The 24,078-nt window shown below is 43.2% G+C and carries 18 protein-coding genes and 2 tRNA genes; 4 read left to right on the forward strand and 16 right to left on the reverse strand.

Annotation, left to right across the window (positions count from 1 at the left end; all coding sequences use genetic code 11):
* Nucleotides 1-77: 77 nt before the first annotated feature.
* The 7 genes from ACYQ2C_RS11335 to ACYQ2C_RS11365 form a co-directional block, all read right to left on the reverse strand.
* Nucleotides 78-491 (reverse strand): hypothetical protein, encoded by a 414-nt coding sequence (locus ACYQ2C_RS11335; protein ID WP_460049455.1) that lies wholly within the window; start codon nucleotides 489-491, stop codon nucleotides 78-80.
* A 78-nt stretch (nucleotides 492-569) separates the two neighbouring features.
* Nucleotides 570-1,202: a transglycosylase SLT domain-containing protein gene (locus tag ACYQ2C_RS11340; protein ID WP_460102647.1), complete on the reverse strand. Its 633-nt coding sequence runs from the start codon at nucleotides 1,200-1,202 to the stop codon at nucleotides 570-572.
* A gap of 98 nt (nucleotides 1,203-1,300) precedes the next feature.
* On the reverse strand, nucleotides 1,301-3,337 hold the full coding sequence (gene ligA / locus ACYQ2C_RS11345) for an NAD-dependent DNA ligase LigA (protein ID WP_460102645.1): 2,037 nt from the start codon (nucleotides 3,335-3,337) through the stop codon (nucleotides 1,301-1,303).
* A 102-nt stretch (nucleotides 3,338-3,439) separates the two neighbouring features.
* A complete protein-coding gene (zipA, locus tag ACYQ2C_RS11350) occupies nucleotides 3,440-4,453 on the reverse strand; it encodes a cell division protein ZipA (protein WP_460102643.1) in 1,014 nt (337 codons plus the stop codon).
* Between the two features lie 79 nt (nucleotides 4,454-4,532).
* The gene (smc, locus tag ACYQ2C_RS11355) at nucleotides 4,533-8,039 is read right to left on the reverse strand and encodes a chromosome segregation protein SMC (RefSeq protein WP_460102640.1); all 3,507 of its coding nucleotides are present in this window, start codon (nucleotides 8,037-8,039) and stop codon (nucleotides 4,533-4,535) included.
* A gap of 463 nt (nucleotides 8,040-8,502) precedes the next feature.
* Nucleotides 8,503-9,783: a c-type cytochrome biogenesis protein CcmI gene (ccmI, locus tag ACYQ2C_RS11360; RefSeq protein WP_460102638.1), complete on the reverse strand. Its 1,281-nt coding sequence runs from the start codon at nucleotides 9,781-9,783 to the stop codon at nucleotides 8,503-8,505.
* Entirely contained in the window at nucleotides 9,783-10,331 is a 549-nt protein-coding gene (locus ACYQ2C_RS11365; RefSeq protein ID WP_460102636.1) for a cytochrome c-type biogenesis protein, read from the reverse strand. Before ACYQ2C_RS11365 ends, ccmI begins: the two co-directional genes overlap by 1 nt.
* Nucleotides 10,332-10,849: 518 nt before the next feature.
* Between ACYQ2C_RS11365 and ACYQ2C_RS11370 the strand changes: the two genes are divergently transcribed.
* Both ACYQ2C_RS11370 and ACYQ2C_RS11375 read left to right on the forward strand, forming a co-directional pair.
* Nucleotides 10,850-10,925 (forward strand) — tRNA-Val (locus ACYQ2C_RS11370).
* 38 nt (nucleotides 10,926-10,963) lie between these two features.
* A tRNA-Asp gene (locus tag ACYQ2C_RS11375) sits at nucleotides 10,964-11,040 on the forward strand.
* Nucleotides 11,041-11,688: 648 nt separating this feature from the next.
* On the opposite strand, the gene ACYQ2C_RS11380 is transcribed toward ACYQ2C_RS11375, so the two are convergent.
* The 6 genes from ACYQ2C_RS11380 to ACYQ2C_RS11405 form a co-directional block, all read right to left on the reverse strand.
* Nucleotides 11,689-12,207, reverse strand: coding sequence for a GNAT family N-acetyltransferase (locus ACYQ2C_RS11380; protein WP_460102634.1), 519 nt, complete (start codon nucleotides 12,205-12,207; stop codon nucleotides 11,689-11,691).
* Nucleotides 12,208-12,428: 221 nt separating this feature from the next.
* The gene (locus tag ACYQ2C_RS11385; protein ID WP_460102632.1) at nucleotides 12,429-15,629 is read right to left on the reverse strand and encodes an efflux RND transporter permease subunit; all 3,201 of its coding nucleotides are present in this window, start codon (nucleotides 15,627-15,629) and stop codon (nucleotides 12,429-12,431) included.
* A complete protein-coding gene (locus tag ACYQ2C_RS11390; protein ID WP_460102630.1) occupies nucleotides 15,626-17,317 on the reverse strand; it encodes an efflux RND transporter periplasmic adaptor subunit in 1,692 nt (563 codons plus the stop codon). Before ACYQ2C_RS11390 ends, ACYQ2C_RS11385 begins: the two co-directional genes overlap by 4 nt.
* A 34-nt stretch (nucleotides 17,318-17,351) precedes the next feature.
* A complete protein-coding gene (locus ACYQ2C_RS11395) occupies nucleotides 17,352-18,710 on the reverse strand; it encodes a TolC family protein (RefSeq protein ID WP_460102628.1) in 1,359 nt (452 codons plus the stop codon).
* A gap of 145 nt (nucleotides 18,711-18,855) precedes the next feature.
* Complete coding sequence (locus ACYQ2C_RS11400) at nucleotides 18,856-19,308, reverse strand: hypothetical protein (protein WP_460102626.1); 453 nt, start codon at nucleotides 19,306-19,308, stop codon at nucleotides 18,856-18,858.
* A gap of 123 nt (nucleotides 19,309-19,431) precedes the next feature.
* Nucleotides 19,432-20,715: a PepSY-associated TM helix domain-containing protein gene (locus ACYQ2C_RS11405; protein WP_460102624.1), complete on the reverse strand. Its 1,284-nt coding sequence runs from the start codon at nucleotides 20,713-20,715 to the stop codon at nucleotides 19,432-19,434.
* Nucleotides 20,716-21,027: 312 nt separating this feature from the next.
* Between ACYQ2C_RS11405 and ACYQ2C_RS11410 the strand changes: the two genes are divergently transcribed.
* Complete coding sequence (locus ACYQ2C_RS11410) at nucleotides 21,028-22,233, forward strand: ActS/PrrB/RegB family redox-sensitive histidine kinase (RefSeq protein ID WP_460102621.1); 1,206 nt, start codon at nucleotides 21,028-21,030, stop codon at nucleotides 22,231-22,233.
* Nucleotides 22,234-22,235: 2 nt separating this feature from the next.
* Nucleotides 22,236-22,769, forward strand: coding sequence for a response regulator transcription factor (locus tag ACYQ2C_RS11415; RefSeq protein ID WP_460102619.1), 534 nt, complete (start codon nucleotides 22,236-22,238; stop codon nucleotides 22,767-22,769).
* Between the two features lie 31 nt (nucleotides 22,770-22,800).
* Here ACYQ2C_RS11415 and ACYQ2C_RS11420 read toward each other — a convergent pair whose 3' ends face one another.
* From ACYQ2C_RS11420 to ACYQ2C_RS11430, 3 genes are all read right to left on the reverse strand, one after another.
* Nucleotides 22,801-23,058: a type II toxin-antitoxin system YafO family toxin gene (locus tag ACYQ2C_RS11420; protein WP_460102617.1), complete on the reverse strand. Its 258-nt coding sequence runs from the start codon at nucleotides 23,056-23,058 to the stop codon at nucleotides 22,801-22,803.
* Nucleotides 23,055-23,261: a hypothetical protein gene (locus tag ACYQ2C_RS11425; protein ID WP_460102614.1), complete on the reverse strand. Its 207-nt coding sequence runs from the start codon at nucleotides 23,259-23,261 to the stop codon at nucleotides 23,055-23,057. Before ACYQ2C_RS11425 ends, ACYQ2C_RS11420 begins: the two co-directional genes overlap by 4 nt.
* 89 nt (nucleotides 23,262-23,350) lie before the next feature.
* Entirely contained in the window at nucleotides 23,351-24,010 is a 660-nt protein-coding gene (locus tag ACYQ2C_RS11430) for a hypothetical protein (RefSeq protein ID WP_460102611.1), read from the reverse strand.
* Nucleotides 24,011-24,078 lie beyond the last annotated feature (68 nt).

Genomic DNA, 24,078 nt, shown 5'->3' on the forward strand with positions numbered 1-24,078 from the left:
TGTTGTTGTACGTTTGAACTTACGCTTAAAAATAAACAAATATCACCTACTTTACATATCACGAATAATGAGTGTGCTTAGAATGCATCTTCACGGGACCATTCACATTGCACTTGCATATCCCCAGAGCCCGGCGTGTGAAAATCGCCACTGGTCTCCCACGTAAAAGTATGGCTGCCAGAGAGCACAGTTTCCAGATGAACCTTTGCAGAAACCCAATACATTTTAGAAAGCAGCTGCTCAAATTGCGCAATCCAACTTTGCCATTCGTATTCAATACCGCGATAAGATGCGCCAAAATGAAAAACTTCGTTATTAACGGTGTCTAATTCTGGTGATGGCTGTGGTAACGAAAACATCTCCCGAGCCAAAAACTGCCACTCATCTTGTGAAGGCAGCTCCAACATGGCCTTGCGATTTATTTCTCGTCGCTCGGCGTCCAAGCGCTTGGAGTCGATAATACATCCGTAAACTAAAGATTCGAATTCCACCCAATATTCTCTCGTTGATAATCGTTAGAGGATTGTAGATTTGCTTAAAACTCACCCAAAACGTTACATAATCAAAGGTTAAAAAATCCACCAACCCTTACTACTTAACCGTTTTTCACAACGTTGCAACTGCGTCGTATATCGACTAGCACGATCAGCAACTTTACGAGCCGTTGCTTTTAGCCAATCTTTACTCGCATAGGTTTTGCGGTTAAAACCGCCATGCCCTTCGTGATACGCCAAATACAAACCGTAAGTATTAGAGAGATTAATATTACTGAGTTTTTGGCTTTGTTTGTTGTACCAACCGACAAAATCGATGGCATCATCAAAATCGTGTCGGTCTGCACCCGACCGACCCGATGATTTTTTGTACCATTTCCAAGTATCGTCTTTTACTTGGGCGTAGCCATAGGCATCACTGGGCCTAGCACCGGGAAAAATCCACAAGAACTTCTTCCGCTTTGGCCGAGCCTTGGCAACAAAGCCAGACTCCTGATACATAATTGCCATCATTGTTGGTATGGACGAACCCCAGCGCTTTTCAGCCTTTTTGGCATCGTCATACCAACCGCGCTTCTCATCAAAAATATCGCAGATGTTTTCGGTATGTTTAGGCGGTGATGAAGTACACGCAGCAAGTGCAATGCACAAGGTAACCACCGCAAAAACTCTAATCGTGATAAATAGGTTGCTTAATTTTCGATACACCCGCAGCTCTCAGATTGATTTAGTCCATTTAATAATTTACATCGCCTAAATGAGCCCTTGAACTCAATAATGTTATTACACCAAAAGCGTAAGAGATTTTAAACGTTTATACCAAAACCACGCAAAAGATCGACAAAGGCCTGTTCATCAATAACCTCAACACCTAGCTCCTGTGCCTTGGTTAATTTTGATCCAGCACCGGGACCGGTAACAACGCATTGGGTCTTTTTAGAAACACTGCCCGCTACCTTAGCACCGAGTTCTTGCAAAAAGGCCTTGGCTTCATCGCGACTAAAACGCTCAAGTGTTCCGGTGACCACATAGGTTTGACCGGCAAGGGGCAACTCTGCCACCTCTTTAACGGCTAGGTTTTCCCAACTAACACCGGCTTCTTTTAATGCCTCGACGAGTTGTTGGTGCTCGGCTCGACAAAACCATTCGTGAATAAAGTGCGCTACCACAGGACCAACATCGTTGATGGTTTGCAATTGTTCCGTATCCGCTGCAGCAATAGCCTCTAAGCTACCCAGTGATTGCGCTAGAGTTCTAGCGGTAGCCTCACCCACCTCTCGAATACCCAGTGCGTAGATAAACCGGGGTAACGTAGTTTGCTTACTGTTTTCGATACCATCCAACAGATTCTGAGCAGATTTTTGCCCCATTCGCTCAAGGTTAGAAACGGCTTCCAGATCCAATGAGTACAAATCCACCACCGAATCAATCAGTTGCTCATCTACGAGTTGCTCAACCAACTTGTCGCCCAGGCCTTCAATATCCATAGCTTTACGCGATGCATAGTGTTTAATAGCCTCTTTGCGCTGAGCCTGGCAGGTTAAGCCACCGGTGCAACGCGCTACCGCCTCTCCGGCAACGGTTTCTACCGGTGAGCCGCACACAGGACAATCGTCTGGAAAGACAATTTCGCGGGCATCTTCTGGGCGGCGTTCTAGGACCACCGAGACCACCTGTGGAATTACATCACCAGCGCGACGAATAACAACACTGTCGCCAACACGAACACCTAAGCGTTCGATTTCATCACGATTATGCAAGGTTGCATTTGAAACAGTAACACCACCGACAAAAACCGGTTCTAAACGCGCGACCGGTGTCACAGCACCTGTGCGCCCTACTTGAAATTCAACATCAACCAGCTTGGTAACCTGCTCTTGGGCGGGAAACTTATAAGCAATCGCCCAGCGTGGCGCACGTGAGACAAACCCCAACTCCCGCTGTAGCTCTAGATCGTTCACTTTAAAAACAATACCGTCGATATCGTACGCAAGGCCGTCACGCAGCTCACCCAGTTTTTGGTGATAGCTCAGACATTCTTCAATCGATTTCGCCGTAGCCATGTGCTTATTGATTTTGAAACCCCAACCATTGAGCTGCTGCAAAACCTCGGTATGCGTGGTCGCCATATCGCCACCCTCCACTAAACCTACGCTGTAAGCGCACAGCTCCAGAGGACGTTTCGCGGTAATACGGCTATCAAGCATACGTAAACTACCGGCAGCGGCATTACGTGGATTCACAAACACCTTGCTACCGTCCAGCCGTGCTTGTTGGTTGAGTTTTTCAAAGCCATCTTTAGGCATATAGATTTCGCCGCGAACCTCTAGAACCTCTGGATAACCGTTACCGCGCAGCTTTAAGGGAACGGTTCCAATAGTGCGAACGTTCTGAGTAATGTCCTCACCGTTTTGACCATCGCCACGAGTTGCACCACGCTCTAGCACACCATTTCGATAAATCAGGCTGATGGCCAAACCATCCAGTTTGGGTTCACAGGCGTATTCGATATCGACGTTCGATTTCAAACGATCTTTTACGCGCTTATCAAAGTCTCTTAAGTCTTCGTCTGAAAACGCGTTATCCAAAGACAACATGGGCACCTGATGTTGCACGGTCTCAAATGCCGATAAAGGAATCGCACCGACTCTTTGTGTGGGCGAATCGGGAGTAATCAGTTCGGGATGATCGGCCTCTATGGCTTTGAGCTCTTGAAACAGTCGATCGTACTCGGCGTCTGGAACCTTGGGATCATCAAGTACGTAGTAGGCGTAATTGTGCTGATCTAACTCATCACGTAGCGCCGAAATTTTTTGCTGGAGTTCGGTTAAAGAATTAGACATTGGTTTTAATACTTAGATATTCGAAATTAAGACTGCAAATGTAAAAAAGCCCGCAAGGTTTAATGATTTACTTGCAGGCTCAATATCACTTAACGTTATGGCTCAGTGTGGGTGTGTTAGCCGCTTGCGTTCGTAATCACGTATACGCTGGCGATAATGCTCGACCGTTTGCTGGGTTAAGACACTGCGATTTTCGTCTTTTAACTCACCACCCCAATAATTTGCAAGGTTCTTCGCGGTGTTATAGAGCAAATCGAAGGCATCCATACTTTTGCCGGAACAGGGTAACGCCAGAAAGAAACTCACGCCCGGCGTATAAAATCGATCCATTTCTTGGATGTTAAACGTACCTGGCATAACGATGTTAGCCATGCTAAAAATAATTGGTTGCCTGCCCTCAATATCGCGGTGGCGATGGAAAATATTCATTTCACCAAAGCGCATCCCTTCTTCGATACAAGCATCCAGAATCGCACCGCCAGAAAAATACTCGCCGCTTGGCGCCATAATATTAATGACCAAGACTTCTTCGGGCTCTTCGTAATGATGTTCGATTTCATCTAGCTCGGGCTCGGCATCGGCTGAATGCTCGACGTCCGCTTGAGCTTGAGGTTCATCAAGCGGGTTTGAACCACTAACCGTAAATGACGTGTTCGATCGCAAAGATTCTTCAGGTTCTGCTCGCAGTTGTGGTTCGTTCTCCGGAACCTCTAGATCATCGATGTTACCCAACGTAGGCTCTTTCTGTTTTTGCGCCTGATCCGGTTCAACAACCGAGTCCATTAGCATAGGCACAGACTCATCCAGATTTAATGTAACCTGTTCGGGAATACGATATCCCTTGGTGGTTTTACTGGCACTGTAGGATTCTTTTACGACACGATTCAGTTGCTCGGCAGAAACCTCATCGCGTTGGGCGACAACTCGTGCGCCACCACTTGGGAGTTCGCTGCCATAGCGTTCCAAATCGGCTTTATTACCGCCAACCTGAACATTTGCAGATACTTTAATTGAGCCGCGTTTGGCGTGTCGCATTCGGCGAACTCCGTCCAAAATTACGGCTAAAATAGCCAAACCAATGATTACGGTAAGCCACTCACGTGCGGCGAATTCCATAAATTAAACTGCCTCTGACAAACACCAAAACACCTGGTGTGAGTAATGTGTATTCTTATGCAAGCTCGATAAACCGTGTTTAGCTCGCCGCCAATTCTGCTGCTTCTTCGACATCCACCGAAACCAGTCGCGAAACGCCGGGTTCGTGCATGGTAACGCCGAGAAGGTTCTGCGCCATTTCCATCGCCCCTTTATTATGGGTGATGTAAATAAATTGAACCTGTGAACTCATTTCTTCAACCATGCGTGCGTAACGACCCACGTTAGCGTCGTCAAGCGGCGCATCAACCTCATCGAGCATACAAAACGGCGCCGGATTCAAACGGAAAATCGAAAAGACCAATGCAATTGCTGTAAGTGCTTTTTCACCACCGGAGAGCAAATGAATGGTGCTGTTTCGTTTGCCCGGAGGGCGCGCCATAATGGCGATACCGGTATCCAACAAATCATCACCGGTGAGCTCCAGATAAGCATGGCCGCCGCCAAAAACTTTTGGAAATAGCTCTTGCAGTCCAGAGTTAACTTGATCGAAGGTTTCTTTAAATCGAGTTCGAGTTTCCCTGTCAATTTTGCGGATTGCATTTTCCAGCATTTCTAGTGCGTCACGCAAATCGGCATCTTGGCGATCTAAATAATTTTTACGTTCTGACTCGGTTTTATATTCATCAATCGCCGCCAGATTGATAGCACCTAGGCGTGAAATTTTCGACTCTAAACCTTCGATTTCGCTAACCAAAGAATCTTCGGTAATGTCATCGGCGAGCTCGGCGAGGGTTTGTTCTAACTCATAATTCTCGGCTTTTAACTGTTCCAGTGCAGATTCACGCTTGGTCTCTAACTCACGAGCAGACAAACGCGCCTTTTCAAGTACCCCGCGAACTTGAGCGAGAGTTTGCTCGACCTTACCGCGAGACTGTTCTAACTCACGCAGTTGATGTTCAACCTCTTGCACCGCGGTTCTTGCTGCGGTTAATTCGGCTTCAACCGACATACGTTTTTGCAACAGAGCTTCCAACTCAGACTTCTGCTCTTCTGCCGGATCTTGCGTATTTTCGATATTTTCAAGCAGCGACTCGCGGCGTTCTTTGGCTCGTAAGTGCAATTGCTCGGTTCGACTCAAAGAAGACCGAATCGAGTCCAGCTGTGTTTTTAAAGATTGATACTGCATCGCTAACTGGTGCGACTTATCTTTATTTTCTCGCGCCTTAACTCGTGCGTCTTCCAATGCTTGGCGAATTCGATCGCGTTCAGCCATTAAGGATTCACGCTGACTGGAATCGTTTTCCATCGCCTCAATAGCGTCTTCTAAAATGGCTCTCGCTTCGGATAGATTTTTGCTCTCTTGATGTTGTTGGGTTAGCGCTTCATTGATTTCTTGATCAACACGTTGACGGCGCACCAAAATCTGTTCGATTTGGACTTGTTGAGCGCTAAGCTGCGCTGCAAGCTCACTGCGTTGACGGTTATGAGTATCGGCTTCACGGCGGACGTCTTCACGCTTACGCTCAAGATCCTTAACTGCGCCCAAAGCATCCTCAAGCTGACTTGAGATATCTTCGGCAACCTCTTGATTCTCATGAAGATTTTCAGAAAGCAACTCAAGCTCTTGCTGACGCGCTAAAACGCCAGCACCAGCGTCATGTTCACGCTTAACACGAACCCAATTTGAGCCAATCCAAATACCATCACGGGTAATAATCGATTGACCGTGGCTCAATCCGGCTCGTCGTGTCAGTGCATCGGTAAGAGTTTCGGCCACCTGTACACCAGCAAGTAAAGATGGCAAGGCGTCTGAACCAGAAACATATTTCAACAAATCGAGATCGGCACTAGCGTTATGTTGAGCCGATGCTTTTCCGTCAACCAAAAATAAGTTGCCATCGTTGAAGGCCTCAAGACTGCTGGCAAATTCATCAAAAGCGTCGGTAGCGACGGCTTGTAAATTGGCCCCTAAAACGGTTTCTACTGCCAAATTCCAGCCATCGGTTACTTGGATTTTTTCGGCAAGCTTTGGCGCTGATCTTAAATTGTGAGTTTCAAGCCACTCATCAACCGCAGCACTAGATTGACTTAATGCAGCCTGCTGAAGTGCTTCCAACGAAGCCAAGCGTCCTTTTTGGGTTTGAATAAGCGCGCGTACATCATCGAGCTTATTGCGTAAGCTTTCTACGTCGGCCCGCTTAGATTGCAATTGATCGCTAAACTGCTCAGATTGCTCGGCATACTCCTCGCCGATTAATTCCATTTCGGCGATTTTTTCGCGCAGAATTTCTAAGTTCTCTTCACCTTCAACCGCAGACAAACCGGATTTTTCTTCGCGCAGTCGTTCGATACGTTGATTCAATCGGGTTTGAACTTGTTCTAGATGCTGAATGCGAGACTGTTGCACCTCGGCCTGTTGACGGGGCGCCGCAGACGTTTGGTTGAATTCATCCCAACGTGTTTGCCAGGCGCGCATTTGCTCTTCTGATTCGGCCAATGTTTCGCTTGAAACCTCTTCGGTTTCAGCAAGCAGTTCCATTTCTGGCTCAACCTCCATCAACTCAACTTGCAACAGTTCAGATCGCTCACGATCACTTTCTAGATGCTCTTTAGTTTCGTTGAATTCCTGCTCGGCCTGCTGCAAATCAGCTTTCAGCTGACGAGAACGCTCTTCGGTATGGTGAATACTTTGTTCGATTCGCGCGATATCGTTGCCCAACGAGTAGAAACGACCTTGCACTTCGTTAAAGGTCTCGCCCACTTCGGTATGGTTTTGACGGTAGCGCTCAATTTGGGTATCGGTACTGACTTGATCGGTTACAAAGCTTTCCACTTTGAGTTCAAGCTCGGTAATTTCTCCGGATTTCAACTGAGCTTGCTGATCTAGCTCTTTATAGCGCAGCGCTTGTAACCAAGCCTTAGATTGACGCTCCAGCTTTTTGTACTCGGTGTATTTTTCGGCAGCCTGAGCTTGACGCTCCAAGCGCGACAGCTGTCGCTCTAGTTCTTCGCGTAAGTCTGTCAAACGCTCAAGGTTTTCCATGGTGCGTCGCATACGATTTTCGGTATCGCGACGGCGCTCTTTGTACTTAGAAATACCGGCAGCTTCTTCAATAAAAACACGCAGATCTTCTGGTTTTGCCTCAATAAGCTTTGAGATCATGCCCTGTTCGATGATTGCATAGCTGCGCGGCCCAAGACCGGTACCTAAGAATAAATCGGTGATGTCACGGCGGCGACAGCGATTACCGTTAAGGTAGTAGTTGTTTTGACCATCACGGGTAACCTTTCGGCGCACAGAAATTTCGTTATAACTGGCGAACTCACCAATGATGGTGCCGTCGCTGTTATCAAAAACCAATTCGATACTGGCTTGACCAATAGGTTTGCGATTGCCCGATCCGTTAAAAATAACATCCGTCATCGACTCGCCACGAAGGTTTTTCGCCGAAGACTCACCCATTACCCAACGAACGGCATCGATGATATTTGATTTACCACAACCGTTTGGCCCCACAACCGCACACAAATTACTCGGAAAATAAACGGTGGTTGGATCAACAAAGGATTTAAAACCAGCAAGCTTAATGCACTTGAGCCGCATAATTAGGTTATTTCACTCTTTAATAGTCTGGTAATCGGCCTGAGTATTCAGACAAATTCTACATATTCGTTCACAAACGACAGCACAACGCATAAGACGCGCTTAATAAAGTGATTGATCGTTCTAAAAAATCATTTCAATTCAATCATTTGACTGCGTTTTTGGGTGGGCTTTTATACCCGTATAAAAAGCGTCTGTCGAAGGTTTAGGTGACGATTTTATGACTTTTTACTCATTTACTTTCATTTTAGTCAATTTCGAATTTATGAGACAAAATTCTGACATTTTTTATGATCGATCAAACTAGCACAAAAGTATTATACGATCAGATGGTAGCCAACAAGAGCTTATTACAGCTCTAAACAAAACAACCACTGCCCTAACATTTGAGCATACCCAAAAATCAAAAAGCTCAGCGGCAACAGAATCACCACTGAGCTTTTACGATATAAACTTGGGTAAATCAGTTAACTGGATTCTGAATTAGCAAATCAAAACCTTGGCTCAATTGATCTTGAGTTACCGGACCAATTGCCCCCTGCCAATCACCAGCTTTTGCGATTGGGCTACCGTCAGGACTGACTCTGGCAACCAACTCTAGCTGATCAACCGATCGCAAATTCATGTTTGGCACCATAGACATGGATTCGTCTAGAGTGATTTGGGTTGGTAAATCAGAAACCTTAATACGTTGAATGGCTAAGGGTACTTTAGGACCATTCCAAGCACGCGCGTACACAAAAACGGTTTGCTCAGGCTCAGATGGCACCCCTTCTGACAGAGCTACATTCAAGACGACTTTCAACGGCTCAGCATCAGTAGTCGCAGCCTCAGTAGTTGCAGGCGTGGTTTCGGCAACTTCTTGTCCGGACTCAACCAACAACTCGCGAGCGCGATTGATACCGGCTTGCAAGGTTGCAACATCGGGATCATTGCCTAATAGATTTATCGCACGTGTCCATTGATCAATAGCCTCTTGGAAACGACTATTTTGCATTGCTGCAATGCCCGACATACTCAGTGCCAATGTGTTATCGGGATCTATCGCAAGAGCGCGATTCACCAAACTTTCAATCTCGGGAATCATTCGATTGCCAGAGGCAAAAAACACGGTTTGAGCAAACTCCGCCATGATGCGAGAATCTTTTGGTCGCTTAATCAATATAGCTTGATACGCAGAAATGGCCGATCGAAAATCACCTAACTCGGCGTAATTACGCGCAAGCATATAGCGGTTTTTAAGATTATCAGGATCTTTTTCGAGCAAGTCTTTTAACTTCTCAACAACATCCTGAGTAACCTTAGGATTGGCATCTCGATTTGCACGAAACGCCTCAATAAGTTCGTTTTCTTGGGCTTTCATCAGCTGCGAAAGCTCAACGTTGTCGAATTCGCCACGGGACAAATAAAAACTCAGTGCCAGCGCAGGCACCAGCACCAGAGAAATGATCAAGACCGGTTTACTCAAACCGCGTTTAGAAACAATTTCACTGGTTGTGTAATTATCTTCTAGCAAAGAACGATCAAGCTCAGCTTTTAGCTGCTTAAACACCGCTTCTTCTATTTCGCCATTTTTAAAACTTTGCTCAAGCTCGGCCAAATGAGACTTATAAAGAACGACGTTCTCACCTTCTCGATTGTATTCGTTCGCTAGATTTCTACCTCGGCTGCGTAATAACGGCCAAGCAACAAAAACAGCAGCAAGCACAGCCAATACCGCGACGGCTAACCAAAAATTTAACATTAGTCTTTTCCATTGAATTCTGGGTTATTAAGCATCGCTTGCAAACGGGCTTGTTCTTGATCAGAGATTTCGGTGTTTGTCTCGACGACCTCTGTGGTTTTGCGGCGTTTGACAATCATCGCCAAAACACTCACACCAATTAACAACAAAACAGCCGGGCCAAACCAAAGAATGTAAGTCTTACCTTGTAACTTAGGCTTGTACAATACGTACTCACCATAACGCGCAACCATGTATTCTTTAATTTCAGGGCCGGTTTTACCCTCTTTTAATAAGCGATAAACCTCTGCACGCAAATCCTTAGCGATCTGAGAATCCGAACCAATAAGATTTTGGTTCTGACATTTAGGACAGCGCAATTCGCTGGCCAAACTTTGATAGAGCTTTTCTTGCTCAACAGAATCAAACTCGTAAATTTCAACCACCGCGTATACCGAGTTGGCGAACAACACAGCCAAGACCAGTAACGCCGCACCCAAAATACGAGCTAAATAGCTACGAACAAATTCCATATTAAAATACCAAGTCACCGATACTGTAGGGTTCACCTTGGACTCCTTTTGTTAACAAAATTCAACCACCTAAACACCGTAACTAACACTATCGAACTGCTTCCAATCTATATTATGAACAACAGCTAACCGTAATCGGTAATATCAGTCTCACCATGTGCCTAGTAGCTCTAACTTCTCGATAAGCCCCTATTATAGAAGTGACACCGTTTTACCATCAAACCTATAACCAACACCATCGTAAAAAAATTAAAACTACCGTCTTTAATAAAAAATCAGAAAATGGCATTAAGGTATAAATTGAATATCAATTACAGATATCGCCCTATAAATGCTTGAAAAAGATTTTCCTCATGCATTTGCCATGATGTTAATTTTTCGAATTATAACAAGGATGACATCAAACTCCACCGAGACCGATGATATCAGTAAAAGCTGACGACAACTTGAACAAGGCGAAGAAAATACCAACAGACATTATATTTAAATGATTTTTCTAGAATTTTTTGTTGACTCGGATTTTTTTATCAGTAATATACGCGGCTCCTGACGAGGGGTGGTTAGCTCAGTCGGGAGAGCGACGGCCTTACAAGCCGTAGGTCACAGGTTCGACCCCTGTACCACCCACCATTTACCAAAGAACTACCTGGTAAATGAGTTCAGTATGCGGACCGGTAGTTCAGTTGGTTAGAATGCCGGCCTGTCACGCCGGAGGTCGCGGGTTCGAGCCCCGTCCGGTCCGCCACTTAATTCTAAAAAAAGCCTCAATTATTGAAGCTTTTTTTATGCCTGCGAAAAAAGACAGAAGTAATTAGAAGAATTTTCAGCTGTGCAAATTAAGCTGTTCAATCACTTCAACAAGTTTTCAAAAAATTCCCATTTAATATCTTCGAACAATAAATACATCAAAGTCATTACTTCAGTACATTGATTGTATTTTTAGTATTGAAAAACGAACCCCCAATGAGAATCCGTTAGTAATTATTTTATCCAATGTTTTCTTGCAATTTCTGAATCGTATTTAAAATTTCCATTCGGAGTTTTGCTGCTTTAATCCATTTAGGCCAAACTGTTGTTACGCCAGCCATTTAAATCGTCTTGCTTGTGTTCACAAAGCTTTACACTTACGTAATTTTCTACCCCTTCCAAATGGCCTTTGTTATGGGCCCATAATTGAATACTTGGTTGTGTATTTTGCCAATCTTGCAAATTACCGTAGTTGGAGCAAGCAAAACCCTCTTTATTAGGAGCACTATGGCTATTCGAGCTTGTTTGTCGGTTTTTGGGCAGCGCACTAAGAATTCGGTAGGGAACCCATCAAGAAGAGTTTTATTTTCGTTAAATCCATTCATATACCAATCATTAACGGCTATTTGACACGCTTATATTTCTATTAAATGTCTCCGGGTATTACAGAATAACATTTTGCCGCTACCGATTTGCCATGTAATACCAGCTTATTACGAAAAGTACCTTCGTACACACCAAGTTTTGAAGCTACCGTATTACTAGCGGTATTTTCAGGATGCACGTGAATTTCTATTCGATAAATATCCAATTTTGAAAACGCGTAATCAATCGCTAAACGACAAGCTGTTGTGCACACACCTTTACCGGCTGCTGATTTACGAATCCAATATCCTAAATTCGCTATTTTATGTTGTTTGACTATTTGATTAAATCCAACCGAACCTAGTATTGCTCTAGTGTCGTTATCTTCAATAATAAACCTGTAGTCAGTATCGTTTTCCCATGCTGTCAGCGCCGAGTTACACCAATCTTGAGCGTCAGAAAAGGAATAGTTTTCTGTACACCAAGGCAACCAACGAGATACATGATCTACAGATTCCATGACCGCCTCATAAAACTGAGTAGCATCTGTTGATTTATACTTTCTTATAGATATATTCATAATTAATCCAAAAGCTTCGCAGCAAAAAAAGCAATTACTTTTGTAGCATTAAGATGCAATTTAAAATAGCTTTCGCGTTAATGCTAAAAGAGAAAACTCTGATTATTCTAAAGCCTCCTATCACAGAGGAATACGTCGCCAAACTCAATTACTGTTCTTCGATTAAATCAAAGAACAGCAAATTAGAGTTCCCTTAGCCAGAAGAAATATTATTTTCTTAATTAAGAGCTCTGGTTTTCTTCGCTCATTACCGGCGTTGCGCTAACACTTTTAGTAACTAACAAGTAAACCACGGGCAATACAAATAGTGTTAATAAAATTGTTGTCAACATTCCCCCCACCATAGGCGCAGCGAGTCGACTCATTACCTCTGAACCGGTACCGGTTCCGTACAAAATAGGGACTAAACCTATTACGGTTGCACCGGCAGTCATGATCACAGGTCGAACGCGTTTAGAGGCACCTTCGACAATAATTTCGGCAATGTCATTTTTTGAATATTCTTTTAGGATTACATTATCGTCAGCTTCACCGATTTTTTGTTGATTATTATTCTGTATCACGTGATCTTTAAATGCTTGATTTAAATACACTAGCATAATAACGCCCGTTTCGGCAGCAACACCGGCTAACGCTATTAATCCAACCCCTGCGGCAATTGAGAAGTTAAAATTCAATATGTACATCAGCCATAAACTACCAACTAACGCCACCGGTAATGTCAGTAGCAACATGGTAACTTGCGTAAAGGATTTAAAGTTTAGATACAGCAACACAATAATAATGGCGATGGTTAAGGGTATTACGTAAGTGAGTTTTTCTTTGGCACGCTCTAGGTATTCAAACTGACCAGACCACGTAACAGAATAACCCACCGGCAAATCTAGATTTTCATTCAAATAATCTTTTGCCGTGGTAACGTAGGTACCTAAATCTACACCCGCTACATCGATAAATACCCAACCATTTACACGAGCATTTTCGCTTTTAATGTTAGGTGGCCCTTCGACAATTTTTATGTCAGCAACATCGGCAAGTGCAATACGTTGACCACTTTCGGTAACAATAGGCAACAATTCGAGTTTTTCTGGTGAGTCACGATACGCTTGCGGATAACGAATATTCACCGGATACCGCTCTAACCCTTCAACGGTTTGTGTGATGTTAACACCGCCCACAGCCGTAGAAATGACCTGTTGAATATCGTCAATATTTAAACCAAAGCGAACGGCCTGCTCGCGTTTTAAATCGATTTCTAAATATCGACCTCCAGCAACGCGCTCGGAGTAAACCGATGCTGTGCCTGGAAAATCTCCCAGCAGGTTTTCTACCTGTTCGCCAATGCCTTGAATAGTTTTTAAATTGGGACCGGCAATTTTTAAACCCACGGGAGTTTTAATACCAGTTGCCAGCATATCTATGCGGGTTTTAATCGGCATTACCCAAGCGTTGGTTAAGCCGGGAACCTGGACGATAGATTCCAATTCAGATTTTAAATCCGAAAATGTCAAACCATCACGCCATTCACTTTTGTCCTTAAACTGAATAAAGGTTTCAATCATGGTTAAGGGCGCAGGATCTGTGGCGGTTTCAGCCCGACCAATTTTACCGAAAACGGTTTTTACTTCAGGTACTGTTTTTATTAATTTATCGGTTTGTTGAAGAATTTCACGCGCTTTACCAATGGACACACCCGGATAAGTTGTCGGCATGTACATTAAATCGCCTTCGTTTAATTCTGGCATAAACTCACTGCCAATATTAAATAACGGCCAAACTCCCGAAACCAAAACACCAATAAATACCGCTAAGGTTAGCTTAGGGAATTTAAGTACCCTTTTTAACAAGGGGCGATAACTATTCATCAAAAAACGATTAATAGGGTTTTCTTGCTCGGTACGAATTCTACCGCGCACAAAATAACCCATAAGCACCGGCACAAGCGTCACTGCCAACACAGCAGAGGCTGCCATGGCAAAGGTTTTGGTATACGCAAGTGGCGCAAACATTTTTCCTTCTTGCGCCTCTAGCGTAAATACCGGTAAAAAACTCACGGTAATAATCAACAAACTAAAAAAGAGTCCTGGACCAACTTCAACGGAAGATTTAGCGACCAAATTCCAGCGCTCTTGATTCGTGAGCTGAATATTATTTTTAGAATAGTCTTCTAAATGTTTATGAAGGTTTTCAATCATTACAATGGCACCATCAATCATGGCACCAATTGCAATGGCGATACCACCTAAAGACATGATATTGGCGTTAAGACCTTGCCAGTGCATAACAATAAATGCGGTAAGAATACCAATTGGCAAACTAATCATAGCGACCAGCGATGACCTTAAATGCATTAAAAACACAATGCATACAACCGCCACCATGATTAATTCTTCGGCGAGTTTTTGCCACAAATTATCGATGGCCGAAGTGATTAATTCTGATCGATCATACACAGGCACCAACTCTACCCCAGCCGGTAAACTGCTTTTTAGTGCCTCAATTTTTTCTTTAACGGCATCGATGGTTTGTTGTGCATTTTCACCAAAACGCATCACCACAATTCCACCTACCGATTCACCCAAACCGTTAAACTCGGAAATACCGCGACGCATTTGTGGGCCAACAGAAATCGTCGCAACGTCTTTAAGCAACAGTGGCGTGCCTTGGCCGCTTACTCCCAGCGGAATATTGCTAAGGTCTTGTTCTGACTTTAAATAACCCGAAGCGCGAACCACATATTCGGCCTCCGCCAACTCAATTACAGAAGCACCGACCTCTTGGTTTGCTTGTCGAATGGCATTTTGAATATGCGTGAGCGGAATATCAAAGGCGCGCAATCGCTCGGGATCAACCTCAACTTGATATTGTTTTACCATACCGCCAACGGTTGCGACCTCAGCAACACCGGGTACCGATTGCAGTTCAAATTTTAAAAACCAATCTTGCAAGCTTCTAAGCTGATTAATGTCATGCTGACCAGTCTTATCAATTAACGCGTATAAATACACCCAGCCCACACCGGTGGCATCCGGCCCTAATTGTGGCGATGCATTTGCCGGTAATTGTGGCGCAACTTGGTTTAAATATTCTAAAACGCGTGAACGTGCCCAATAGAGATCGGTTTTATCTTCAAAAATAATATAAACGTAAGAATCACCAAAAAACGAAAATCCTCGAACCGTTTGCGCGCCCGGAACCGATAACATGGCTGTGGTTAATGGATAAGTAACCTGATCTTGCACAACTTGCGGCGCCTGGCCCGGATAACTGGTTTTTATAATGACTTGTACATCCGACAGATCCGGTATGGCGTCTACGGGTGTATTTTTCACCGAGTACAAACCGCCAACGCTTAAAATAACCGTTGCTAACAAAACTAAAACACGATTTTGAATCGACCAATAAATAACTTTTTCAATCATAATTGGCCACCATTATTCTCAGCGTGATTATGCTCGGTGTGGTTGTGTTCGTTGGATGAATTATTAGAGTCTGGCATTTCCATGGTTGAATCTTCCATTGATTTTGCCTTATCGGCAGACATGGCTTCTAAATTCATACTCTTTGAATCCATGGTGTCTGAACTCATCAAAGCCTTGGATTCCATTGTCATGTTTTCGTGAGCATTCATACCCTGAAGCAAGTCCGAGGGTTTATGATCCAGAATATCCAAAATAATAAACTCGCCACTGCTCACCAAAAATTTAAACGTTAAAGAATCCCCTTTAGAAAAATCTTGAATTTGATAAGGCGCTTCTAAAATAAAATCTACGGTTGCTGCTGGACGATTCCATTTTTCGATGGCTTCACGGTGAATCGTTAGCTGATTATTTTCTGCGTCAATTTCTAATATTTCACCACGCGTTTCCGCAATCGAAGGCTTACGTGCAACATCGCTGTCTAAGCGTTTAAAATCCGACGTTTTACTAGACTCAGAATCCAATAAAAACTGTGCTGCGGTGACAACTTTTTCACCCTCATAAATGCCCGAGAGAATTTCAGTGTATTCGCCTTCAACGCGACCAATATTAACCTCTACAGATTTAAACTCACCATTGCCTTTAGCAAGTACGACTCGCGCTTGATCACCGGTACGAATAACGGCACTTTTCTCAACAGTAAGCGCTTTATATTTTGAATTACCCAATATTTTTACGTCGGCAAACATATTAGGTTTTAATAGATACTCTGGGTTTTTAAATTTTAAACGCACACGCAGTGTTCGCATTTTTTCATCAAGCACAGGATAAATATAATCAACCTCTCCGGCCCACTCTTTGGTGGTGTCAAATCCTAGGGTCATAATCACCGGCTCACCAACTTCAATTAAACGCGCTTGACGTTCAAATACTTCAGCCTCTACCCAGACAGAATCTAAATTAACAATACTCAATAAAGTTAAACCTGGTTTAATGTAAAAACCTTCGCGTATGTTTAGGTTATCGATAATGCCTGATTGCGGAGCAGAAAAAATTACGTTGTTTTCAATTTTGCGTTGCTTTTTTATTTTTGCAATAAAGCCTTCCGGCACCTGTAAGGCTTTTAAGCGTTCTTCGGCTGCTTTAATTAGCGGTGTATTATTGCGGTTCAATGCAAGCAATAACTCTTCTTGCGCAGTAACAAGTTGCGGTGAATACAGCGAATAAACCGGCTCGCCCTTTTCAACCGGGTCACCCGCGGCCTTGATGTACAGTTTTTCAATCCAACCTTCAACGCGCGGATGCATGTGCACCAATTGATCTTCGTCGTAGGTTACATAACCCACGGTTTGAATTTCTGTCGGTAAATTTCTGACTACTGCACGCGAAGTTCGCACACCAATACTGTTCACAATTTGCGAATTAATTTGTACGGTGCCTACGTCTTGGCTTTGTTGTTCATTGGCGTAAACCGGGATTAAATCCATACCCATGGGTGATTTTCCGGGCCCGTCGCGTCTAAAATTCGGGTCCATGGGTGCAACCCAATACAAAGGCTCATCATCTGCTGCATCTGCCGAACCGCCTGCGGCAGTCATGGTGTGAGTAGCTAAAAGACTGTAGCCGACAATACCAACTACCGCCCCCACACTAACTAACAGTAACGATTTAATTGAAAATAAATTGTTCATTTTTAAATACCTGAATTGGCCTCAATACAAGCCATTAAAGGGTGTATTCGGTTAAAAGATAATGAATGTCTGCGCTTAGCGAAGTGCGAGTTGACCAAAGCGATAAATAATCAATTTGCGTATTTAACTCATTACCTTTGGCTCGCAAAAACTCAGAAAAACTGCCATTGCCCGCCGAGTAAGCAGCAAGATAAGACTCTACTAACTCTTGATTTTGGCCGAGAAATTGAGACTGATAGATCTCTATACGTTCGTTAACGATTTTATATTGCGCAATGGACGATTGTGTTTTTGCCGAAAATCCGAGCAATAACTGATCGAGTTCTAACTGCGCAGCGCTGGCTTTTTCTTGCGCTGCTTTTACCGATTGGCTTTGACGATTACGTGTAAAAACCGGTAAATCGAAAGTAACGCCTAACGTTAAAAAGTCGGCACGGCTGTCACCTACTGGATTATTTTCACGATAACCATACTGAGCACGTAAGGTCCAATCGGGTAAATAGTCTTGTTTTTCTAATTGCACCTGCAATTGTTGCTCTTTATATCGTTGATCAACAGCAACTGCGGCCGGATGTCGCTTCTGCATTTGAATAAAATCAGAACTCGATAGTAAAGTTAAATTATTCGCCATGACCAAAAAATCAGGTAAGGTCGATAAAACAACCTTGTTACCACCCACTACATAATTATTTACAGACTCAAGCACATCTTGCACCTGCTCATGACTGGCGAACTCAAGTAGCAAGGCTTGGGTGCTGTTTAACTCGCTGGTTATTTGTAAATATTTTTCGTTCAAGCGAGTAATTTCTAATTGCGCAAGCAACAAGTCTTGCTGGCTAATGCTGCTTAAACCACTGGCATAACTCGATTGCAAACTGTTGCTAAGTTGTTCTAGCAGTATTTGATCGTCTTTAATTAATAATAAGGCTAATTTTTTAGCAACTAATCTCGACCACAACTGAGTGATCGAACGCGCAATATCTGCCCTACGATTCGCGGCCAATGCAGGAAAACGATTACCGGCAATGTTTTTTTGTTCTGATTTTAGCGATCGTTTTTTACCACCCGGAAACTCCTGACTGATACCAATTTGAAATTGCGTCATGGGCTCTTGGTTAACATCAAACGTGTCGATGGGAAGATTAGCGTAAGCCAAATTAATTTTTGGATCTTTAAGCTGCCGGTCGGCAATAGATTCCGCCTCGGCAGCAGTCTTTAAGTGACGCGTTTGAGCCAAGTATGGATCATTAGTAATCGCAGACTCTATCAGCTCGTTTAATACCGGTGGTAAATTCTCAAACGACTGCTGCGCACCAATAGATACCGAACTAAAGACAAACACACAGGCCGTTAGGCTTCGAATAATGCAACTCAATGAGGAATTGTTTTTCACAACACCAATCCTTTTAACAACAATAATGTCTCGCCAAAACAGTGCTCATTTCAAAAACGAACAAACAGCATTGGCCGTAACGCAAAGAATTTAAACGCGTAAATTCAAGAAATCAGTAGGCAAAATACCCACTAGGGCTAGGACATTAAAATTTGGGAGGGCGAAAAAAAACGGAGACAGTACGAGTAACAGACTGAAGATAGGCAGCGAAGTGGGATTTCGCTGAAATAATTACGGAAAAATTAAAAGACTCTACCGGCACAACCACATGATAAGAACAATGTTCTAAATCACAACTACCACTGTCACAGCAACTCATGGAGCCAGATGCAGTATTGGCTTCGGTTTTGGTATTTACCGATTTTAAATCCATCGACTGATCAGAATCGTGGCAATGATGAGTATCGGTAGATGGATTAGATGAGCCTACCTGCAAACTCTGCAAAGCCGAAGAATTCGACAAGGAATCTACCGAGCGAGTATCAAGCGCTGTAGGGTGAGATTCGCCCATAGCGCAATTCATCGCAAACACCGCCGTGCTTTGCGTGAGATACGCAAGCAAGCAGATAAAGGCAATGATGACTCGGCGATTTGGCATTAGCGGCTCATAGACAATTAATCGGCCAATGTTAACGCCATTCCAAAACAGGTTCAACCGAGCACAACACATCACTCCAAGCAGATCAATAATTGTTCACTTTTGTAGATTGTAAACCAGTCATCACGACAAACCTAACCGCCGACGCACAGGCTTGATAGGTTTTAGCAAAAGATCAGTCACAACAAGCATCACCACAGTGACCAGCACCGCCGGTAACAAGGCTGCACAAATCATCAAAACAGCCAACATAACACCGGTGATACGTGTACCCATGGCTTTTGGCGCACCCAACTGGTGATTGGGTTTGCGTTTCCACCACAGCACAAAACCACTCACACTCATAAAAATCAGACCAACCGTAGTAAACACCCCCAGCAGTTGGTTAAACCAGCCAAATAACTGGCCTTCGTGGGCGGCAATTCCCCAACCGACAATCCGGTCAACAATTTTACGCTCAGAAAACGGTTGCAGAATAATAAGTTCGCCGCTTGCGCCATCGATCCATGCATCGGCGCGCTTAGGGCGATTTTGGCTGAGAGAACTGGCCTTCCATACGTTGTTTTGAGTATCACTCACCGAAAGCGTTACCGGATAAGCCAATTGAAGTTCAACCGCCGTGTTGTAAACCGATTCCGATAACTGAGCATTACGCACCGCTTGGGAGCTCCAACGGAGTTTTTCTAAATCGGCACTGGTGCTCCAATCTTGTTGCAGTTCTGGCTCAAACCATTTTCTGGATTTTTCAAAAGCACTACCCCACCCTTGCGTCCAAGGTAATCCTGTTACCAACAAAAATAAGGCAAAAATACTGATCCAAATTCCAATCACCACGTGCAAATCTTTCCAGAGTTTGCGGCCTCGCAACTGCAATCGCGGATATAAAACTCCTGCAAATCCAGAACTGTTTCGTGGCCACCACAAAATGACACCAGTTACCAACAATACAATGGCCCAGCTCGCGCATAGCTCTACAAAATAAGAGCCGTAACTGCCCATAAAAATAGATTCGTGTAAGTCTTTTAATAATTCGGTAAATAATTGATCAAAACGTACTACGTCGATTACAGATAAATTGTACGGATTAACGTAAACAAAATAGCGAACACCTTCCGAGAGCACGCTAATGCGTACTGCATCGCTGTCGTTTTTAGGCAAGCGATATAAATGAAAGCGAGCATTGGGCAAGGCGCTTTGTGCAGTGGCTATAATTTGGTTTGGTGTTGCACGGCTGGCATCAACACTAATATTGTTGTAAGAAGATTCTCGAAAAGCCTCTATTTGTGGTTTAAAAAGATATAAACCACCCGAAATAGACATAAAAATAATGACCGGAAAACACAACAGCCCAATATAAAAATGCCAGCGCCATACATTGCGGTACAAAACGGATTGACTGTTGACCATAAAAATTACACCTAAAAAGACGTCCCTGTTGCCACGCACGCAACACGAAAATTATTAACACTTTGCGAAATTCTGTTTTACAAAACGCCACAAAACGTTATATCAAACCCATTTGCAGTGAATAAATATTACAAAAAGCCAGTACTTAACCTGTAGTGACAAAATGCCGCATAGCTGCGTTAAAGGACCATCCCAAGGTATAATCAACACCTATTTTGAATAATCAGCTGGCAAGCTTGGGGAACAATGGTCTTACACCAATTAAAACGCTCTTTGTTTGATCGGCCGGACGGAATTATTAAGAACATTCTAATGTTGAGAATGGCACTAATCGTAATTTCTGCCGGCTTACTGATTGCCCAAAAGAACACAGATTTATTAGAAGTGCGCGGCAACTGGCCGTTTGTTGTATTAGCAATGATGATGGCTTGGTCTTTAATTGCGTTTAAAACGGCAAGGTTACAGCAAGCCAACAGCCTAGTGCGCGAACTGATCATCGATATTAGCTGGGTATTAGCCATCGCCTACACCACCGGCGGCACGTCTAACCCATTTATTTATTATTATTTAGTCATTACGGCAATTGCCGCGGTTATACTCACTTTTAAACAAGCGTGGATGATTTGTGCATTAGGCATAATGTTGTATACGGCTTTACTCATTAGCGATTCACAACAGCATTTTGCGCATTTCTCTACCGATTACCGTGTTCATCTTGTAGCCATGTGGTTGAACTATCTCGCCGGAACCATCATTACTTGCTTTTTTATCACCAATTTAATGCGATTAATAAGACAGCAAGAATTTCAGCTCTCGGCCGCACGTGAAGAAAATCTTAAAAATGAACAATTAATCGCACTGGCAACCGTTGCTGCATCTACTGTACATAACTTAGCGACACCCATTTCAACCGTAAAATTAATTGCCGAAGATATTTTAGAACAGCAATCGCTACCTGAAGACATTAAAAACGATGCACTGTTAATGAAAACACAGCTAGAACGCTGCTTTTCAACCATGAAAAACCTATCCAACCTTGCGCAGCAATCCGAAGATCTAAAACCGGTTTCTGTGAGTGATATTGTAGAAAGCATTAAAGAGCATTATTCGTTGCAAAAAATAGAGCAAGCACCGGTTATTTACGACAACGCCTGCGGCAAGCAAAAAATTCTCTCAAACGAACTCTTCTACTACGCATTAATTAATCTTATTAATAACGCCATTGATTCATCAAACGAACACCCAACATTAGCGTTTAACACACATCAACAGCAACTAACCATCACCATAGAAAACCAAAGCGAACTTAATGCCGAGCAAATATTGGTGCGTTGGGGTAAACCCAAAACCTCAAATAAAGAAACCGGCTTGGGTATAGGATCATTTTTGGCCAACAGCACCATCGAAAAACAAGGTGGCACCGTAGGCTTAGAAATTATTCCCGTAGAAGATACAACAAAAACCGATGTTACCATTCGGGTAACCGTAAGCTTTCCAATCATTAGCAACAGTATTTAATTATGTCGCAAAAGATTATTTATTTAGAAGACGATGCCGCACTAGGGTTAATTACCAGCCGCTCCCTTACCAAGAAAGGTTTTGAGGTAACCCACGTAGAAACTCTACTAGCATTTAAAGAAGCCTTTAATAAAGAAGAATACGACTACGCATTATTGGATTTAAAAATTGGTACCGACACCTCGTTAGAATTACTAAACGAAATACCCGACCTTATAGAAATACCCACCGTATTTTTAACCGGCTACGGTACCATTCGCACAGCCGTAAAAGCCATAAAACTGGGCGCCGCTAACTTTTTAACAAAACCTGCGTCAATTTCTGAAATAATCAGCGCGTTTGAAAATCTAGACAACGAACTTTTAGCCAAAGAAGAAAACCTAAAACCACTAACCCTAAAAAAACTCGAATGGGAAGCCATTCAAACCGCACTCGACGACAACGACGGCAACATATCCGCCGCAGCCCGACAACTTAACATGCACAGAAGAACACTACAGAGAAAACTACAAAAGCGGCATTTAGAAAATGACTGAACATTAATGACTAAACATGGTAGTAACAAAGCTAATATTTATCTCTAAAGCCAGAAGCTACATCAGCTAAACTAAGCATTAACAAATTGTCTCGGTATTTCGCATGTGCTCCATTTAAAAGGGTAATCAGTAGATAGCAGCTCGGATTAAAATAGCCTTGACAATATACAATGTGCGTATCACTGGTACGGTCAAATTGCAGTAATCGAACGCCCCATGACTTTCTATCGTTTAAATGTACATGCATTAACCCAGCGGTTTTGATTGCTTCTGGCCGGTTAAAACTCACATCCCTACCAAAATAATTATGCTTGCAACCGCAAATACGCCAATGTAGATCAAGCGAAATTCATCTGAAACTTCTTTGCTACCATAAGCTTCATAAACATATAGACCTGCAATATAAACCCAGCAAGCAACACCCGTGTTTCTAAAGATTTTGGATTGCTGCTTCCTACTTTTTCTATAGTGGTATATATATTCAGGATTCATGAAGTTACTCTATTACCTAACGACCAACTCACAAGAAAACAAAGACGCTAGCCTTTGATTTTCTTATGCCGGTGCTTGTTATAACTGTTTTACCTGTATGTTTCTGCATAAGGGTGATCGCCTTTGAGCCCAAGCCAAGGGGTTAACTCAGAAAATTCAATCTCTGATGCTGAAAATTCATATTCTATTTCTTGTTCTTTGCAGTAGTCTCCATACGAACTAGAGCCAGATGGATAAACGGTCCCTTTTATACTGACCGTATAAGTAGAACCTGATTTATCCAATGACATTGCCCCAGACTTGATATATCCGGAACAGGCCGCGCTTGGCCAAGCTGAACCACCAGACGTATAAACAGCTTTAATAATTTGCTCAGAATTAAATTCATAGTTAGCAGGGAAAGACTTAGGAAGCACTGATATCCAGATAGTTATTTTCTTGAATCCCTCATCATCTATAGTCATGGTGTCGCCATTTGTGTACCACCTATAAGCGAATATAGAGCCAGTACCTTTTGAAAGCCTATGAACATAGACATTCATTTCTTCTCTTAAAATAGGCAAGTCCTCTTTGCTTTCTATTTTTTTATCTAAATCAGTCAGGTAGTCAAAGTTGCTAAACTGGGCATTTTTAAGATAGAAAGTATCTTGCTTGTCTATTGATGCATACATCACAAGCCCGACAATAGCTAACAACAAGAAAAGGAAGAGACCTCCGATAACCTTTAAAATAGCTTTGAATATCTTCATTACTCGCCTAAGTTATAACGCTTTACTTTACGGCACGAGTTAGCGCTACCGGTGGAGGCCACGTTTTT

It is taken from the genome of Sessilibacter sp. MAH3 (assembly GCF_054658275.1).